The sequence below is a fragment of the Bacillus cereus group sp. MG9 genome (assembly GCF_040459995.1).
Taxonomy (GTDB): domain Bacteria; phylum Bacillota; class Bacilli; order Bacillales; family Bacillaceae_G; genus Bacillus_A; species Bacillus_A mycoides.
In genome coordinates this window covers 4,770,473-4,785,749 of record NZ_JARVHC010000001.1, presented here as the reverse complement: position 1 = coordinate 4,785,749, position 15,277 = coordinate 4,770,473, and the positions used below count along the sequence as shown (strand labels likewise).

The following is a 15,277-nucleotide window of genomic DNA, read 5'->3' as shown; positions in this document are numbered from 1 at the left end:
TTTACTTTTCTTTTTTTTCATGATACTCTAAATATGTGAAAGAGATATAAAATGAAACTTTAATGTAAGCGTATTCTTACGGCTTCTTATAGAAAAGGGTGGAAATACAATGACAGAACGATTCGTGCTACGTAATGTGAAGCGTGTGAACGGGGAAGAGATTGACATTGTAGTTGAAAATAATAAAATCGCACAGGTGACGAAAGCTGGTGCTGGCGAGGGTGGAAAGGTTCTTGATTACTCAGGTACTTACGTATCGAGTGGATGGATTGATTTGCACGTTCATGCTTTTCCAGAGTTTGATCCGTATGGCGATGAGGTAGATGAAATTGGCGTTAAGCAAGGGGTAACGACAATTGTTGATGCGGGAAGCTGCGGGGCTGATCGCATTGCGGATTTAGTATTAAGTAGAGAACAGGCAAAAACGAATTTATTTGCCTTTTTAAATATTTCTCGCATCGGTTTGAAACGAATTGATGAATTATCCAATATGGAATGGATAGATAAAGAGAAAGTAATAGATGCAGTAGAAAAGTATAAAGATGTAATCGTTGGATTAAAAGCGAGAATGAGTAAAAGTGTCGTTTGTGATAGCGGAATTGAACCGCTGCACGTAGCGCGCTCTTTATCTCGTGAAACATCATTGCCGATTATGGTACATATCGGTTCAGCTCCTCCACGTATAGAGGAAGTTGTACCTCTTTTAGAAAAAGATGATGTCATTACACATTACTTAAACGGGAAAGAAAATAATTTATTTGATGAAGAAGGAAAACCGATATCTGTGTTATTAGATGCATTGAAACGCGGTGTGCATTTAGATGTTGGTCACGGTAATGCTAGTTTTTCTTTTAAAGTAGCAGAGGCAGCGAAGCGTTACGGTATTGCCTTTAATACAATTAGTACAGATATTTACCGGAAGAATCGTATACACGGTCCAGTTTACAGTATGGCTAACGTTCTTTCGAAATTCCTTTACTTAGGGTATCCGCTAGAAGAAGTAATTGATGCAGTTACGAAAAATGCGGCAGAGTGGCTGAAGAAACCAGAGCTTGGCCGTATTCAAGTAGGGGATATTGCAAACTTAACTTTGTTTACGGTGAAAGATGAACCGATTACGTTAATTGATTCAGAAGGGGATCAGCGCATTGCTGAAAGAAGAATTGATACGAAAGGGGTTGTAATTAATGGGTCATTCATTGAATGCTAAGTACGGATTAAAAAGAGTTATTAATGCGAGCGGTAGAATGAGTATTTTAGGTGTATCCGCTCCGACAAATACAGTCATGGATGCGATGAAACATGGTGGACAAAATTATGTGGAAATTGCCGATTTAGTAGATAAAGCGGGAGACCATATTGCGAGAATTTTAGATTCAGAGGCAGCGGTCGTTGTGAACTCAGCATCGAGTGGAATTGCGCTTTCTATTGCTGGTATTGTTACAGAAGGAAATCGTCGTAAGAGTGAACGACTTCATCAAGAGGTAATCCTGAAAAACGAAGTGATTATGTTAAAAGGTCATAACGTTCAATACGGTGCTCCTGTTGAAACGATGATTTATTTAGGCGGCGGTAAGCTCGTTGAAGTAGGTTACGCAAATGAAGGGAAAGCGGAACATATTGAAGATGCAATCGGCGAAAATACAGCTGCGATTCTGTATGTAAAATCCCATCATGCAGTACAAAAAAATATGATTTCTGTTGAAGAAGCGTGGGAAGTAGCACAGCGAAATAATGTACCACTTATCGTTGATGCAGCAGCTGAAGAAGACATTCAAAAATACGTGAAGTATTCAGACCTAGCCATTTATAGCGGTTCAAAGGCAATTGAAGGACCTACTTCTGGTATTGTCGGAGGGAAACAAAAATATATTGAGTGGCTGAAAGTGCAATTACATTGCAGCGGTAGAAGTATGAAAGTTGGGAAAGAAACAACTTTCGGTTTACTTCAAGCGCTTGATGAGTACGGAGTAAAAGAAGATAAGAGTGAACAAGAAAAAGAGTTATTACAAGTACTTATGCCGCTAAAAGAATTAAACGGTATAAATGTAACGATCGTTCAAGATGAGGCAGGAAGAGCGATTTTTAGAGCGCGTATTCATATTAACGAGAAAGAGTTAAATAAATCAGCAAAAGATGTTGTGACGGCATTACGCGAAGGGGAAATCGCAATTTACACACGTGATTACGGAGTAAGACAAGGGTTCTTTGATATTGATCCACGTCCACTTCAAGATGATGACATACATGTGATTGAAGAAAAAATGAGAGGAATTATAGGGGGAAATTAAAATGACAAACATTCAAAAACGTTTTTATAAAGGCCGCGTAGCATTAAATGTATTAGCGAACAATACCCGAAATGCGAAAAACATTTTTGAAGCAGCAGAAGGTTATGTAGTCGTTGGAGTGTTATCAAAAGATTATCCAACAGTAGAAGAAGCAGTAACTGCGATGAAAGCATACGGAAAAGAAATTGATGACGCTGTATCAATCGGACTTGGAGCAGGAGATAATCGCCAAGCGGCAGTTGTAGCTGAAATTGCGAAGCATTATCCTGGTAGTCATATTAACCAAGTGTTCCCTTCAGTAGGAGCGACGCGCGCAAATCTTGGCGGCAAAGATAGCTGGATTAATAGTTTAGTATCACCAACAGGAAAAGTAGGTTACGTAAATATTTCTACTGGCCCAATTAGTGCGGCTGGGGAAGAAAAAGCAATCGTTCCAATTAAAACAGCAATCGCACTTGTACGTGATATGGGCGGGAATTCATTGAAATACTTCCCAATGAAAGGCTTGGCTCATGAAGAAGAATATCGCGCTGTTGCGAAAGCATGTGCGGAAGAAGGATTTGCATTAGAGCCAACAGGCGGAATTGATAAAGAGAACTTTGAAACAATTGTACGTATTGCATTAGAGGCAAATGTAGAGCAAGTTATCCCGCACGTGTACTCTTCTATTATTGATAAAGAAACTGGCAATACGAAAACAGAAGATGTTCGTGAATTACTAGCGGTCGTGAAGAAGTTAGTTGATCAATATGCGTAAGAAAATTGCAGCATTCGGTGAAGTAATGATGCGCCTGCAAGTGCCAGGGTATGAATTGCTGTCGCAAGCAAACTCATTAAATTACTCATTTTCAGGTACAGGTGTGAACGTTGCAGCAGCACTTTCTCATCTAGGTCATGAAGGTTTTCTTATTTCAACTTTACCGGAAAATTCGGTTGGAGATGCGGCGGTATCGCACATTCAAAAACTAGGGATTCAAGCACCGTTTATTTCAAGAGGCGGTAAATATGTGGGCATGTACTTTTTGGAAAATGGATTTGGCGCACGTGCAAGCCGCGTTACGTATTCTAACCGATTAGAAAGTAGTTTCAATACGGCGTCTGAAGAGATGTACCAGTTTGAAAAAATAGCTAAAGAAATTGATATCGTTCATTTTTGCGGAATTACCCTTGCGATGAATGATACTGTGCGCCATCATATGAAATCTTTGGCGAAGGCAGTTAAAGAAAATGGAGGCACTGTCGTTTTCGATTGCAACTATCGTCCATCGCTTTGGGGAGAAGATGGGTATGAACAGGCGAAACCTCATTATGAAGAAATGCTAGGCTTTGCCGATATTGTAATGATGAATGAAAAAGATGCGATGTTTGTTCTCGGAATGAAAACGGAAGAGACAGAGCGAGAAGCACAGCTTGTTGATCTTATTCCAAAAGTCGCTGAAATATATAATATCGCTACAATTGCTGGTACACATCGTTCTATTAATAGCGATAATACACACTCACTTCGCGGATTCATATGTAAAGATGGAACGTTCACTTTTGCCAAAACACTTACGTTTTCTGTATATGATAGAATAGGTGTTGGAGATGCTTATACGAGCGGAATTATTCATGGCGAGATAGAAGAGTTTGCACCAGAGAAAGCTGTTTCATTTGCGTCAGCAGCTGGAATGCTTGCACATACAATCGTCGGTGATACGCCAATGTCATCAGAGAAAGATATACTTCGGGCAATGACGGCATCAGTAGGTGATGTAGAAAGGTAGTGGGTGTAACGGTGAACGTAACGAGAAAAAGAGGTCCATTATATTTACAAATTAAAAATATTATTCGTGATCGAATATTACATGGTGTTTATGCCATTCATACAAATATTCCTTCTGAACCACAATTAGAAGAAGAGTTCAAAGTGAGTAAAATTACAGTGCGAAATGCAATTAAAGAACTCGTTCAAGAAGGATATTTAGAAAAGAAAAGTGGTAAAGGAACGAAAGTCATTCGAAATACTTCTGCGACAAAGCTTTCAAAGGGAAAGAAATTTACAGAAGTGTTAGTGGAAGAAGGCTATAAAGTACAAAAGAAATTGCTAAAGGCAGAAGTGGTTCATAATGAAGAAGGAACAGTACCATTTCGTTTGTTTGGTAAAGAGAGTTTTCGTATTGAGCGTCTATATGCTTTAAATGATACTCCGTACATTCATTATACGCACTATTTCTCAGCACAAATGGCAAGTACAGACTTAGCGGACTTTGACTTACAATCGCTTTATGATCTAGTCGAGGACCGTGGTATACATTTAGAAAACTTCAGAGATGAATTCGCTGTTGGATTTGCGCCTAATTTCGTTGCAGAAGCGTTAGGAGAAAAAGAGGGAACAGCGTTATTAAAACGTATGCGCTATTCTTACGATGAAGTTGGCGAAGTAATTGAATATAGTGAAGGCTACTACAATACGGAAATGCAGCATTACGTTGTAAATTATGATGTGTAAAAAATGAAGAGGGACCAATTCCCTCTTTTTTTGTAAAAAAATTTCATATCGAAGGGGAATGGGATATGGATATATACTTATTAATCGTCACGTTAATTGCGATCGCAATTGTTATTTTAGGAGTATCATGGTGGAAATGGCATGCGTTTATTAGTTTAACAGTTGCTAGTCTATTTTTAGCTATTATGTCTGGGTTGAACTTGACCAAAATTGTTACTGCCTATGAAACTGGTGTTGGTAGTGTACTAGGGCATTTAGTTGGTATTTTGGCTCTCGGAACAATTTTAGGGAAAATGATGTCTGATTCAGGGGCTGGCATGCAAGTAGCAGATTTCTTCATTCGATTCTTCGGGGTGAAAAAATTACCTTGGGCTATGTTATTCGCCGGATTTGTTATAGGTATTCCAGTGTTTTTTGAAGTGGGAATCGTCATTTTATTACCACTTGTTATTTCAATTCGAAAAACGACGAAGCAAAATATATTATTAATTGCGTTACCTGTTATTGCTGGATTATCGATTGTACATGGGCTAGTGCCGCCGCATCCAGGTGCGATGACAGCAATCGGTATTTATAATGCGAATTTAGGAAAGGTACTATTGTATTCATTAATTATCGCGTTACCAACAGCAATTATCGCAGGACCGGTATTTGCAAAGTGGGTACATAAGAGGGTTATACCTGAAAATGAACCGGAGCTTGTTCGAGTTACGACAGTATCAACTGATTTACCGAGTCGTAAAGTTTCATTTTTTATTATTTTACTGCCAGTAGTTTTAATGATTTTATCAGTAGTCGCACCATATATTTCATTACCGAAAAAAATAACTGAATTTTTAGTATTTGTGGGAAGTCCGGTAATCGCTTTACTTATTTCATGTTTCGCAGCGTTTTATTTGCTTGGTATAAAACAAGGAATTAATAAAAAGATGATTAAAAAATTAACAGATGAAAGTTTACTACCTGTCGGTTCCATTATTTTAATAATTGGTGCAGGCGGTGGATTTAAACAAATATTAATTGAAAGCGGCGTTGGAACAGCCATCGCTCAAATGGCAGAACACATTTCATTATCACCAATCGTCTTAGCGTTCATGGTAGCGGGATTAATCCGAATTGCAACAGGTTCAGCTACTGTAGCATTAACGACAGCAGCTGGAATTGTTTCACCGGTTATTCAGCACATGTCTGGTGTAAATTTAGAATTACTCGTTATTGCAACCGGTGCAGGTTCATTAATGTTTTCTCACGTAAATGATGCAGGATTCTGGCTTGTAAAAGAGTATTTAGGTTTGACAGTAAAAGAAACGTTTAAAACGTGGACGGTGCTGGAGACATTGTTATCATTTATTGCATTCGGCTTTGCGCTTTTACTTAATATGTTTGTTTAGAAGAAGGGGGTGCCTATTTAAAGGTATCCTCTTTTTGTGTTGGGGCTCTTTTCATGAAACAAGCCCGTTTTTAGGAGTGCCAAGCTTCCTATTTGCCCTGAAAACATAATATAAATGGAATCCCCTCATTTAGAGCAAGACGATCTTGTTATGAATGATACTAAAGGAGGAATAGAGTAATGAGCGAAAAGTGTGAACACAGACATGATGATTGTAACCGCAGGCATGATGATTGCGACCGTAGACGTGGCTGCGGCGGCGGTTTTGCGCTTCTAATCGTATTGTTTATTTTATTAATCATTATCGGTGCTAGCTGCTTCGGCGGAGGCGGCGGCGGTTATGGTGGTTACGGCGGTTATGGCGGCGGCTATGGTGGATATTGCTGCTAATTATTTAAAAACTATTGAAAATAGCCTTGTGCAATATGCACAAGGCTATTTTATTCATATTTTTATATGCTGTGATAATTTATTAATGTACAGAGAGCGGATTAAGAAAAAGAAAATAATCTCGATAATCCCGAAAAAGGTGAGTACAATCAGTAACTCTTTTAGTAACGAGAAAGAAAACATGCTTTGTAAAAACTTAACCGCAAATAACGTGTGAACACCAGCAACGATGTAAGGAACGAAAAATAAAATTCCTAATTGAATCGTTGCGGAGCGAAACATTTCTGATTCAGTTAAGCCCAGTTTTGTAATCGTAATGTACTTTTGTTTTTCATTCGTTAAGTCGTTATACATACGGAAGTATAAAACGCTAGCCGCACCGATAAAGAAGATAAAGCCAAGAAATGCCCAAATAAAGAATTGAGCAACTGCATTTCCTTTATTATGGAGTAACTCATCAGTAGCTGTATAAATATTAAAAGGGACGGGAGATGCATGCTTATCGTCTTTATGTGCCTCATAATATTTTTCGGTGTCATTACTAATACTTTTTAATATATTTTTCGTTGGAATAATTGCATTTTCCCAATTATCCACGAAGTAATTATAAACTGTAATGGTTTCAATATGAGGAATCATAGTATCGATTGCATAATCTTGCATAATAACTAAATTTGCTAATGCAAATGGTGGTGCTATTCCTTTGTTAATAAATCCCTTTATATAAAACTCCTTTTTATTGGATTCAAGCGTAATTGTATTTTGTTTTACAAATGGATTTGATACAAGGTTTAATAGCTCTGGTGAATAGCCAGAAATAATGTAAACTTCTTTTGAATCAAGGGTGATTGTAGGTCTCTTTAACTGCTTAGCAATTTCGTTATAATCACTCATTTTCATAATTACAATCTCTTCTTTTGAAGCATTATCTTTTAAAAGCGTAAATTTATATTTTTTATATTGAAAATGAGCATTGGAAAGTTCGGATTCAATAGTATTAACGTGCTTTCGTTCAAGGGAATGATCCCCTTCTAATTTGTATGTGAAAGGAATAGGATATCGCTCTAGTATCGACGCTTTTGTATTATTATTCGCAGCAAATAGTCCGATAATAATCGTAAATGCAAGCGCAGATAGCATAGAAACGATAAAGAGTACATTAATATTACTACGGGTACGAGCAACTAAGTCTGAAATCCATAACATGTTTATTTGTTTCAAATAAAACTTTCTACGCTTCTTTAAAATATAGATAAAAAGAAGAAATGTTTGTGAAAAGAAAAAATATGTTCCGACTACTACGAGTGGCAAAATAGATAATATAATAAAGAAGACAGATCCGTTTTGCACATTTTTTTCGGTTACGTAGCCTTGTGGATAACCAGCAATATAATAACATAACCCTAAACAAGTTAAAGCAAATATCGAAATGAGTATAGACGGCCTTTTTTCGGCTGTCACTTTCTTGTTCCCTTTAATAAGATGGACTGTTTTACGAGTCCGAATAAACATAGGTGTAAATGTAGAAACGATTAAAAATAAAATGATAAACGTTACGGTTGTCACGATAATCGCTTCTGTTGGCCAATATAAATAGAGACCTTTCGCACTTGTTAATTTTGAAGTGACTAATAAGAAAAAATTAGAGAACACTAGGCCACCTTGTATACCGATAAAGATGGACAATATCCCGATTATCATGTTTTCAGTAAATAACAGTCTTTTTAATTGTTTCTGTGAGATACCGAGAATCGTGAGTATCCCGAATTGCTGCTTCCGTACATTTAAAAATGTTCCAATTGAATATAAGAGAAAGAAGAACGAGAACATAACAATCACAAGCTGTGCTGTACTCGCTAAGTTCATTAGAGGATCCCGTTCTTGAAAGCTTTGTACATTTTGTAAGCGTGGATGATACGCGTATACAGTAAATGAAAAGAAAACCATAATAGAAAAAGCACTACTTACAAAATAAGCAAAATATGCTTTAGAATTACGCGAGACATTTTTAAATGCAAATTGCCAAAACGTCATCCACGCCTTCCTCCTAATAATGCTAAAACATCTAATATTTCTTGATAAAATTTCTCGCGATATAGTCCGCGGTGTAATTCATTGTAAAGCCCACCATCTTTAATGAAAATAACGCGGTTACAATAACTTGCTGCAAACGGATCATGAGTAACCATTAAAATTGTGGCATCCTCTTCTTTATTTAATTTCGTAAATAGCTCCATTACATCAATTGCTGCTTTAGAATCTAAGTTTCCTGTCGGTTCATCCGCAAGTAGAAGTGACGGATGATGAATAACAGCGCGTGCTACCGCGGTACGCTGCGCTTGTCCTCCAGAAACTTCAAAAATACGCTTGTCCAAAATATGATCAATTCCAAGTTTCTTTGAAATGTTATCGAGTTTTTCGTCCATTTCTTTTAAAGGAACATTATCTAACGTTAAAGGCAGTACGATATTTTCACCGATTGTTAGTGTATCTAATAGGTTAAAGTTTTGGAAAACAAACCCTAACTCTTGGCGGCGGAAAATAGCTAGTTTCTCTCTACGAAATGTGTGCGGTTTTTTTCCATTAATCACGACATCACCAGAAGTAGGGGAGTCAATTGTAGAGATAACGTTTAAAAATGTAGATTTACCGCTACCAGATGGTCCCATGATAGCAACAAATTCTCCTTTATCTACATGTAAATTTATATTTTTTAAAGCAGTATGAGGGACCTTTCCTTCATACACTTTTGAGACGTTTTTTATGTGTAATACTTCTTCCATAATAATCACCTTTCTATTTTTAAAACTTAATATGTTGTGATAATTTTTGCATATAAAAGGAACGAATTAAAAGGAAAAAGATAATTTCAACCGTTCCAAAGATTACAAGTACAACTGTAATCTCAGCGAATAATGATAGATGTAATATCTCTTGTAGCATCTTTGTCGCAAACATCGTATGGATCGATGCCATAATGTAAGGAACAAAGAAAAGAATCGCAAGTTGAATTGTAGCGGATTGCTTCATTTCGACTTCTGTTAAACCGATTTTTGTAATCGTTATATACTTTTCTTGCTCATTTGTTAAATCTGTATACATACGGAAGTAAAGAACACTGCCAGCTCCGATAAAGAAAATAACACCTAGGAAAGTACCAATTAAGAAAAACGAAGCAACATTTAATTTTGTTTTGTATAGAGAATCGCTTGCTTCACTTGCATGAAACGGTGGATGTTCTGCCTGAATAGCTGCATTGTCAGTATCAATTTTTGTTATAAATGCTGAACCGATATTATGTGCCTTTTCCCAATCTGGAACTTTGAAACTATATAGACTCATCTGTTTTGAAGCGGTTGATAAGGCTTCTACATTTTCATCAGATAATACGAGAAGTTGTGATATTAAGCTATTCGGGAAAGGGTTATAACTTTTATATTCTTTCACTTGTAGCTGTAAAGAGTTTTGAGTAAGTGTCAGAGTATTTCTCTTTTCTTGATCAAAAACTGTTCCAATGAATTGATCATCTATGTCTTTAATAAGGATATAAGACTCATTATTACTTACGGTGAGCGTTTCCCAATTTAATGCTTTAGCAAGTACATTATAGTCACTTTGTTTAATGGCATAATAGAGCTGTGTGTTATCTTCTGCTGAAGATACTTCATATATGTCTGTTTTAAATTTTGTATAAGTAAAGTGCTCTTCATTAAATTTTTGCTCTAACCAGTTTAAATGTTCATCAGCTAACGTATTTTCAGTATGTGATAAATAAGTAAACGGGAAAGGGTTTTGCCTTATTTCATCAAACTTTGTGAATTTCCCAAACCCATATAAGAATGTAATCATTGTAAAAGCGAGTGTCGATAACATCGTCACGATAAAGAGCATGTTAATATTTGTCCGAATCCGAGTTGCTAAATCAGAAACCCAAAGCATATTAATACGTTTCATATAAAATTTTCTTCTCGTCTTTAATATGCGAATGAGTAAGAAGCTAATTTGTGAGAAGAAAAAATATGTCCCAGCTGCAGCAAGTGATGGGATGACAAATATACAGGAGGCAGCGTACAAAAGCCCAGCGATATCTCCTAGTGACATAAAATATAGTGGGTTTGCTGCTAAAACATATCCAGATATTAAACATATCGCACCAAAGAGAGAGATGAGTACAGATGCTTTTCTTTCTTTTTGTTTTGTTCCTTCTTTTAAAAGACGTACAGCTTTTCTCGTACGGATTAGCATCGGTGTAAAAGATGATACGAGAATGAAGAGTCCAAGAAAGATAATTATAGTTAAAACGATAGCAGCTGTAGGCCACCAATATAAATATAAACCAGGCACATGCGTAATTTTGGCGGTAACTAATAAAAAGAACTGTGAAAAGACAAGGCCAAATTGAATGCCGAAAAATATGGATAGGCCACCAATTAGCATGTTTTCTAGAAATACGAGCCTCTTTAATTGCTTTGGAGATATGCCAAGTACTGTTAAAATCCCGAACTGTTTTTTTCGTACTTTTAAGAAAGTACCGATTGAATATAGTAAAAAGAAAAATGAAAAGAATACAATGACAACTTCTGAGATTGTCATTAATATGTTCAGAGCAGCATTCACGCCTGTCATATGCAATTTAGGATGAAATAAATAAACTGCAAACGAGAAGAAAATTGCAATGGAAAACGCACTACTTACAAAATAGGCGAAATAAGCTCTGGCGTTCCGCGTCACGTTTTTAAATGCAAACTGCCAAAATGTCATGCGCCTAAACCTCCTAATAGAGTTAATGTGAAAGGAGTATGAGGGGGTCCGCATACTCTTTTCATAAAGCTCACCTTTTGCTTATTTAAAACTTAATATGTTGCGATAATTTTTGCATATAAAGTGAACGAATTAATAGGAAAAAGATAATCTCAACTGTTCCAAAAATCACAAGTACAACCGTAATTTCAGCGAACAATGATAAGTTAATAATATCTTGCAACATCTTTGTCGCAAACATCGTATGAATAGAAGCCATAATGTATGGAACGAAAAATAAGATTCCAAGTTGAATGGTCGCTGAACGCTTCATTTCTGATTCTGTTAAGCCAATCTTCGTAATCGTTACATATTTTTCTTGCTCGTTTGTTAAATCTGTATACATACGGAAGTACAGTACACTACCAGCTCCAATAAAGAAAATGATCCCAAGGAATGTACCAATAAGGAAGTAGGAAGCACTTCCGGATTTGATTCTGTATAAAGAGTTACCTGATTCAAAAATACGAACGAGAGATCCTTCGTGCTGGATACTCGCGCGGTCTTTATCTGCTCGTTTTACAAACTCATCAGCAATAGCATATGTATTCTCCCAGTTTTCTACGTTGTAATTATAGACTGTCACATGTTTAGTGTTAGTTGGTAAATTGTTAACGGCAGAATCAGATAATACTAATGTTTCATAAGCAAAAGTAGACGGGAGGGTATTATCTATTTTGATCCCTTTTATTTGTAGCTTATAATTTGTATTAGTGAGTGTAATATGTGTTCTATTGTAATTTGGATCGAATGAAGTAAATAATGGGACATATGCTGCTCCAGATAATACATATGTTTCATTCTCATTTATAAATAGTTTTTGTAATTGTAATGACGTAGCGAGTTTATTATAGTCACTTTGCTTTATGGCATATGTGTCATAATAAATTTCTGTATTATTTTTCGCTTCTACAGGCGTAGCGTATAAATCTACTTTAATTTTGTCGTAAGAGAATTGCCCATCTTCTAATTGTTTTTCTAGCCAATTTAAGTGCTGGGAAGTAAATGGATTCTCATCAAATGAGAAATATGAAAATGCGAATGGCGAATTTCGTTCAACATCAAGCTTCATAAATTTCCCGAACCCATATAAAAATGTAATCATCGTAAAAGCAATTGTAGATAGCATTGCCACAACGAAAAGCATATTAATATTTGAGCGAATGCGGCTAGCTAAATCAGAAATCCAGAGCATATTAATACGCTTCATATAAAAATTCCGTCTCTTTTTCAACAGGTGAATGAGCAAGAAACTAATTTGCGAAAAGAAGAAATATGTTCCGATTGAAACGAGTGCCGGAATGACGAAAATACTTGAAAGCATATAAACCATTCCTATTTGTGGGCTTATTGATACGAAATATATTGGTTTGCTCGCTAAAGCGTAGCCACCTATTAAACAGATAGCGCCAAATAGAGAGATAAATATGGATGGTTTTCTTTCCTTTTGTTTCCCAGCATTAGTTTTTAAAAGGTTTACCGTCTTTTTCGTACGAATTAGCAGGGGTGTAAATGAAGATACAGCGATAAAGAGACCAAGAAACACAATCGTCGTTAAAATGAAAGCATTCGTAGGGATATATAAATATATCCCTGGTAGATGTGTAATTTTCGCTGTTACTAATAAGAAAAACTGCGAAAAGACAAGTCCAAACTGCATACCGAAAAAGATAGATAAAATACCAATTAACATATTTTCAGTGAAAATGAGACGGTGTAATTGTTTTCTTGATATTCCTAAAACGGTCAAAACGCCGAATTGTTTTTTACGTACTTTTAAAAACGATCCGATTGAATATAGTAAAAAGAAAAAAGAGAACAAGACAATGACAACTTCTGAAAAAATCATTAATCCTGAAACTTCAGAGATCATACTGGAATTTTGTAATTTCGGATGAAATAAATAAACAGCAAACGAAAAGAAAACAGCAATGGAAAAGGAACTGCTTAAAAAATAGGCAAAATAAGCTCTTGAGTTGCGCGTTACATTTTTAAATGCAAACTGCCAAAATGTCATAATATATGCCTCCCGTTAGCAGGCCGATATGTAGTCTTATTGCAAAAAATGTATGAGAGTAAATTCTCATACATTTTGCTAGCATATGTTATGGTCATGCTTCGGTCACCTTCTCTGTATTTTCTGCTTGATTATTTGCAGCGTTGTGGAAGATGATTTTAATCGTCGTTCCTTTACCAACTTCAGAGTCTAGTTTCACAGAGTGACCTAAATAATCACAAATTTTACTTACAATATAAAGCCCCATACCAGTAGATTCTCCGAATGCACGACCGTTTTTTCCAGTGTAAAAAGGTTCAAATACTCTTCGAATATCTTCTTGTGGAATACCAACGCCTTCGTCACGAACTTCCAAAATAATATCTTTACCATTGCGATAAGCTGATAAGAAAACTTTCTTTCCGCGCTCACCAGAGTAGCGAACTGCATTTGTCATTAACTGATAAATGATGAACTTTAGCCACTTCGCATCAGAAGCAACCTTTAAATCTGAATGAACTTCTAAAACGGGGAAGACTCCGTTTCGAATGAATAATTCTTTCAATCCGTTAATATTTTTTGTCACAGCATCTTTTAATGAAATCGTCTCAACATGGAAGTCTTCATGGAAGTTATTTAGCCTTGCCATATATAAAGCCATATCGAGTCCTTGATTTAATCGTTCTAATTCTTTTTTGAATTTCGGGATTAAATGTTCATCTTCCATTTCAAGCACCATAAGCTGCATAACAGAAACAGGCGTTTTCATTTGATGCACCCAATGGTTAATAAATAATTGGTGTTCTTGCTGTTTTACTTCGAATGTTTGTAGGTCTTTTTGGAATAGACGATATTGCGTACGAACGAGCTCGTTTACACCGTGTGGCATAGGAGCAGTCGCTCTTTCAATAAACGCATCTTCCAGTTTCTCTGGTGGTTCACTTAATCTGTGATACATTCTACGGTTACGAACGTAACGATAAGCGAGGAAACAGATGAATAAGTATAAACTTAAAACGATGAAGTAAAACTTATTATTTTGAAATCCGTCTACTGCATCATAAAGAACGAAAATGATTCCGAAGTTTAATACATATAGTAGGAAAAATGCAAAATGATCACGTAAAAATAGTTTCATGCTTATTCACTCCAAGTTGCGTTAAAACGATACCCAAGTCCACGTACTGTTTCAATAGCATTTTCAATACCAAGCTCATTGAACTTTTTACGAAGACGCGTGATGTTTACGTTTAATGTATTTTCCTCAACGAAGCTTTCGTCGTCCCAAAGAGCGGCTAGTAAATCTTCACGACTCGCTGTACGAGGAAATTTAGATAACAACATTTCTGCTAAAATTGCTTCTTTCTTCGTTAAAAGAACTTGCTCAGCGCCGAAATGAATTTCTGGACGCTCAGGGAATAGTTTTAGTCCTTCAACTTCAACGATACGCTCAGAAATATTTGGTGCATAATCACCGTAAATACGGCGTAATTGCCCTTTAATTTTTGCCATTACAACGTCGTAGTGGAACGGTTTTGTAATGTAATCATCCGCACCGCTTTCAATCGCCATAATTTGCTCCATTTCACCTGCGCGTGCCGAAATGAAAATAATTGGACAAGTAGATTCATGGCGAATTTGACGGCACCAGTAGAATCCATCGAATTTCGGTAAGTTTACATCAAGTAAAACAAGATGTGGTTTCACAGCGTTAAACGATTCCATAATATCATCGAAGTTCTCCGCAACAACAGCATCATAGCCATATTTTTGAATGTGAGATTGTAGTAATGATGAAATATTTGGATCGTCTTCAACGATTAAAATTTTATACATATGTATATTCCTCCTAAAAAAACAATTGTAGCTATAGTGTATCATGTGTTTCTCGTCTTTTCATTATGTTGAAATATAAGCTA

Annotated in this window: 13 protein-coding genes; 7 read left to right on the top strand and 6 right to left on the bottom strand. The window is 36.2% G+C overall.

Annotation, left to right across the window (positions count from 1 at the left end):
* The first annotated feature begins 109 nt into the window (after nt 1-109).
* From QCI77_RS24655 to QCI77_RS24625, 7 genes are all read left to right on the top strand, one after another.
* Nucleotides 110-1,210, top strand: coding sequence for an amidohydrolase/deacetylase family metallohydrolase (locus QCI77_RS24655; protein ID WP_353825581.1), 1,101 nt, complete (start codon nt 110-112; stop codon nt 1,208-1,210).
* Nucleotides 1,188-2,291 carry a DgaE family pyridoxal phosphate-dependent ammonia lyase gene (locus QCI77_RS24650; protein ID WP_353825580.1) on the top strand — a complete coding sequence of 368 codons (1,104 nt, stop codon included), beginning with the start codon at nt 1,188-1,190 and terminating at the stop codon, nt 2,289-2,291. Before QCI77_RS24655 ends, QCI77_RS24650 begins: the two co-directional genes overlap by 23 nt.
* Before the next feature lies 1 nt (nt 2,292).
* The gene (dagF, locus tag QCI77_RS24645; RefSeq protein ID WP_002143558.1) at nt 2,293-3,048 is read left to right on the top strand and encodes a 2-dehydro-3-deoxy-phosphogluconate aldolase; all 756 of its coding nucleotides are present in this window, start codon (nt 2,293-2,295) and stop codon (nt 3,046-3,048) included.
* Nucleotides 3,041-4,057 (top strand): sugar kinase, encoded by a 1,017-nt coding sequence (locus QCI77_RS24640; RefSeq protein ID WP_353825579.1) that lies wholly within the window; start codon nt 3,041-3,043, stop codon nt 4,055-4,057. The genes dagF and QCI77_RS24640 overlap by 8 nt, the downstream gene beginning before the upstream one ends.
* Nucleotides 4,057-4,782 carry a GntR family transcriptional regulator gene (locus QCI77_RS24635; RefSeq protein ID WP_002015828.1) on the top strand — a complete coding sequence of 242 codons (726 nt, stop codon included), beginning with the start codon at nt 4,057-4,059 and terminating at the stop codon, nt 4,780-4,782. The genes QCI77_RS24640 and QCI77_RS24635 overlap by 1 nt, the downstream gene beginning before the upstream one ends.
* Before the next feature lie 65 nt (nt 4,783-4,847).
* On the top strand, nt 4,848-6,173 hold the full coding sequence (gene gntP / locus QCI77_RS24630; protein ID WP_002167483.1) for a gluconate permease GntP: 1,326 nt from the start codon (nt 4,848-4,850) through the stop codon (nt 6,171-6,173).
* Between the two features lie 179 nt (nt 6,174-6,352).
* Nucleotides 6,353-6,562, top strand: a complete 210-nt coding sequence (locus QCI77_RS24625; RefSeq protein ID WP_353825578.1) for a YjcZ family sporulation protein — start codon at nt 6,353-6,355, stop codon at nt 6,560-6,562.
* A gap of 54 nt (nt 6,563-6,616) precedes the next feature.
* On the opposite strand, the gene QCI77_RS24620 is transcribed toward QCI77_RS24625, so the two are convergent.
* From QCI77_RS24620 to QCI77_RS24595, 6 genes are all read right to left on the bottom strand, one after another.
* Entirely contained in the window at nt 6,617-8,596 is a 1,980-nt protein-coding gene (locus QCI77_RS24620; protein ID WP_353825577.1) for an FtsX-like permease family protein, read from the bottom strand.
* Entirely contained in the window at nt 8,593-9,345 is a 753-nt protein-coding gene (locus tag QCI77_RS24615; RefSeq protein ID WP_000393251.1) for an ABC transporter ATP-binding protein, read from the bottom strand. The genes QCI77_RS24620 and QCI77_RS24615 overlap by 4 nt, the downstream gene beginning before the upstream one ends.
* 19 nt (nt 9,346-9,364) lie before the next feature.
* Nucleotides 9,365-11,323: an FtsX-like permease family protein gene (locus QCI77_RS24610; protein WP_113769848.1), complete on the bottom strand. Its 1,959-nt coding sequence runs from the start codon at nt 11,321-11,323 to the stop codon at nt 9,365-9,367.
* An 85-nt stretch (nt 11,324-11,408) separates the two neighbouring features.
* The gene (locus tag QCI77_RS24605; RefSeq protein WP_353825576.1) at nt 11,409-13,379 is read right to left on the bottom strand and encodes an FtsX-like permease family protein; all 1,971 of its coding nucleotides are present in this window, start codon (nt 13,377-13,379) and stop codon (nt 11,409-11,411) included.
* Nucleotides 13,380-13,473: 94 nt separating this feature from the next.
* Complete coding sequence (locus QCI77_RS24600; RefSeq protein WP_002015836.1) at nt 13,474-14,496, bottom strand: sensor histidine kinase; 1,023 nt, start codon at nt 14,494-14,496, stop codon at nt 13,474-13,476.
* A gap of 2 nt (nt 14,497-14,498) precedes the next feature.
* Nucleotides 14,499-15,194, bottom strand: coding sequence for a response regulator transcription factor (locus tag QCI77_RS24595; RefSeq protein ID WP_000276730.1), 696 nt, complete (start codon nt 15,192-15,194; stop codon nt 14,499-14,501).
* Nucleotides 15,195-15,277: the final 83 nt, after the last annotated feature.

What these genes read in the sequence shown, in the direction of transcription:
- QCI77_RS24625 (WP_353825578.1), top strand. Translation starts at nt 6,353, where the DNA reads ATGAGCGAAAAGTGTGAACACAGACATGATGATTGTAACCGCAGGCAT.
- QCI77_RS24605 (WP_353825576.1), bottom strand. Translation starts at nt 13,379, where the DNA reads ATGACATTTTGGCAGTTTGCATTTAAAAATGTAACGCGCAACTCAAGA.
- QCI77_RS24600 (WP_002015836.1), bottom strand. Translation starts at nt 14,496, where the DNA reads ATGAAACTATTTTTACGTGATCATTTTGCATTTTTCCTACTATATGTA.
- QCI77_RS24650 (WP_353825580.1), top strand. Translation starts at nt 1,188, where the DNA reads ATGGGTCATTCATTGAATGCTAAGTACGGATTAAAAAGAGTTATTAAT.
- QCI77_RS24615 (WP_000393251.1), bottom strand. Translation starts at nt 9,345, where the DNA reads ATGGAAGAAGTATTACACATAAAAAACGTCTCAAAAGTGTATGAAGGA.
- gntP (WP_002167483.1), top strand. Translation starts at nt 4,848, where the DNA reads ATGGATATATACTTATTAATCGTCACGTTAATTGCGATCGCAATTGTT.
- QCI77_RS24610 (WP_113769848.1), bottom strand. Translation starts at nt 11,323, where the DNA reads ATGACATTTTGGCAGTTTGCATTTAAAAACGTGACGCGGAACGCCAGA.
- dagF (WP_002143558.1), top strand. Translation starts at nt 2,293, where the DNA reads ATGACAAACATTCAAAAACGTTTTTATAAAGGCCGCGTAGCATTAAAT.
- QCI77_RS24620 (WP_353825577.1), bottom strand. Translation starts at nt 8,596, where the DNA reads ATGACGTTTTGGCAATTTGCATTTAAAAATGTCTCGCGTAATTCTAAA.
- QCI77_RS24655 (WP_353825581.1), top strand. Translation starts at nt 110, where the DNA reads ATGACAGAACGATTCGTGCTACGTAATGTGAAGCGTGTGAACGGGGAA.
- QCI77_RS24640 (WP_353825579.1), top strand. Translation starts at nt 3,041, where the DNA reads ATGCGTAAGAAAATTGCAGCATTCGGTGAAGTAATGATGCGCCTGCAA.
- QCI77_RS24595 (WP_000276730.1), bottom strand. Translation starts at nt 15,194, where the DNA reads ATGTATAAAATTTTAATCGTTGAAGACGATCCAAATATTTCATCATTA.